The sequence below is a fragment of the Pseudomonas californiensis genome, assembly GCF_021147775.1.
GTDB lineage: Bacteria > Pseudomonadota > Gammaproteobacteria > Pseudomonadales > Pseudomonadaceae > Aquipseudomonas > Aquipseudomonas californiensis.
In genome coordinates, this window is record NZ_JAGTPK010000101.1 from 1 (window position 1) to 2,233 (window position 2,233).

At 50.7% G+C, this 2,233-nt stretch carries 3 protein-coding genes and 1 pseudogene; all 4 read right to left on the reverse strand.

Going from position 1 to position 2,233, the window contains the following annotated elements:
- Positions 1-448: 448 nt before the first annotated feature.
- Positions 449-1,072 (reverse strand): glycoside hydrolase family 25 protein, encoded by a 624-nt coding sequence (locus tag KDX37_RS29005; protein WP_231656607.1) that lies wholly within the window; start codon positions 1,070-1,072, stop codon positions 449-451.
- Positions 1,073-1,348: 276 nt separating this feature from the next.
- On the reverse strand, positions 1,349-1,705 hold the full coding sequence (locus tag KDX37_RS29010; RefSeq protein WP_231656608.1) for a hypothetical protein: 357 nt from the start codon (positions 1,703-1,705) through the stop codon (positions 1,349-1,351).
- Positions 1,690-2,076 carry a hypothetical protein gene (locus tag KDX37_RS29015; RefSeq protein ID WP_231656609.1) on the reverse strand — a complete coding sequence of 129 codons (387 nt, stop codon included), beginning with the start codon at positions 2,074-2,076 and terminating at the stop codon, positions 1,690-1,692. The genes KDX37_RS29010 and KDX37_RS29015 overlap by 16 nt, the downstream gene beginning before the upstream one ends.
- Positions 2,077-2,085: 9 nt before the next feature.
- Positions 2,086-2,233: pseudogene (locus tag KDX37_RS29020) on the reverse strand (P-type DNA transfer ATPase VirB11); the annotation flags it as partial.

Here is a 2,233-nt window from a genome sequence, read left to right on the forward strand (position 1 = left end):
AGGATTACGAAGCCTTGCTGCCGTGGAACTGCGAACCTCGACTTCACAGCTAAGCGCTTTACCTATCTTTAGCCAAGTGGGGTTTATGGAGCGCTTACGAAAGGTAGCAGCACGGTTCACCTCATATAGGTAAGGCCAGGCACAGCCAAACGCCAGACAGCTGATAGCCGACTGCGTAGCGGTGCATTGGGATGGATTGAAAGTGCGGGAGTATCAGGAGGCGATGCGCGCGTAATGACTACTTGTAACGGGTCGCAATCAGCGCGCTTTTTGGCTCAGATTATCTACGACTGAAGGATCCCTCTGGCTCGTATTAAGGAGCCGCTGATTTATTCTAAAACCCAGCTGTTGCCCACTGATAAATCAAGGCATCCAGAGCGTTGCCGGGACGAAAAATCGAATGAATCAGCGGCTCCTTAGCGCTTAGCCCAATTGCAAAATCACTGGATCAAATACGGACCCAATCAAGATCTACATCAGCCTCAATGCCATCGATGCGACCTTTATTACTGTACTGCCAAATCGACCAGCTTTTACCTGCTACTGTCCATGTAGATGGAACTTTAGGTTCGCTAACATCCCAATTAGCGATCCACAGAGGGTATTCACTAAAGGCATATTTATCTCCTGAAATATTATTCATCCAGAAATTGTTATTGCAATATATAAATGGTTTTTTCCCCTGCAGAATTTTTTCGCTTTCCAATAAGGTCAGCAGTTTATGAAGGTTATCAGCCATTTCGTCCGGGGTAGCTTTTTCATTGCCCGCTAGTTCCACATCAATAGCAAAAAACTCAGTAGATGCATCGAAGTCGGCAGCGGTAAGTGTACTAACGATGTTATCTCGCTGTGCTTCCGGTGTGCTACTGAGCGCTCGAAAGTAATGATATGCCCCCGTTTTTATTCCGACAGCTCTAGCGTCAGTACGATATGTAGTATATTTTGCATCCTGTACAGTAGCGCCTTCTGTTGCTTTGATAAAGGCGTACTCAATGCCAGCCTCAGAAACTTTTTTAAAATCGACATCACCTTGGAAATGCGACAGGTCAATACCTTTGCTATTTGTACTCACGAATCTCTCCTGTTTTTCGTATCGGGAAATTTTATAACTAGTATCAGCAGTTCTTTAAAGACACTGCCAACGTTATGAGTGGCCCCTTTCTACTCTTGGTTCCACTCATCTACTGCGCATCGGGATTTGCGGCACGACAAGGGTTGCCCAAGCATCCTTCTGATATTTCCATTGAGAATCTCCTGCAAGGTGCTTCCGGGAATAGCCGACTGCGTGGCGATACATGGACAGGTTTGAAAATGCGGACGTATCAGGGGGGCGATGCGAGTGCAATGCCTACTTGCTGGTGTTCTTGTACTCACCTTGGTACTCGAACTGGCGCAGTTCGCGGTCGTTGGCAAAACGGGCATCACCGTGCAGCGAGGTCTTGGGCTTCAAGCGCACGAAAACGGCCATCAACGTAACGCCGACCGGCAGAAAGGTCAGGGCTGCCGTCACACACCACGACCAGGGCACGTAAAGCATCCGCCGGTCGTTCCAGGCCAGCTTGCGGGCCTCCCACAGCGTGTCCCAGGACAGGCCTGCGAAGTGACCCTGGGTCAGGTGCAGAAACATCGCTCCTCCTGCGTACAGGCCTGCCACGAAGAACACCAGCATCAATGCGATGACCAGCAGTGTCAGTCTCCACCACATAAACTTCTCCTGTCATCCTGCCGGGCGAGCGTGTGCTCGGCCTCCTGAACGTGAGCACGTGCAGCCTCGAATGCCGCAAACGTCCTCGGATAAGGCTGCATCGCTTCGATCATCGTGAACACTTGCCCCAATGCATCACGGTTGTGCCGCTCGCGTTCTACAAGGGCTTTCTCCAGGCCGCGTGCAGGGTTGCGAGTGATGCTGTTGTGCAAGTTGACGTAATCCATCTGGATGGCTTCGGCCACTGCGTAGAGCTGTGAGTAATTGAGCACCAGAACGCAGGGTTGCGTGGATGGCTCGGGTCTTTCTGCTACGCGCTTACCGCTACCGCGTGTTGCAAACTTCCGAGTAAAAGTCCGTTTCAACCGCATGACACACTCCTATTTAGCTCGTTGACGCTGACCATTGAGCAAGGCCAGCTTGTGTTCGGGTTCGTAATGCACTTCCTCGATGTAGGTGTTTTCCATGTACACCACCACGTCGAATGAAGTCCGTACTAGACGTTCGATGTAGTCGTAATCCAGGCCC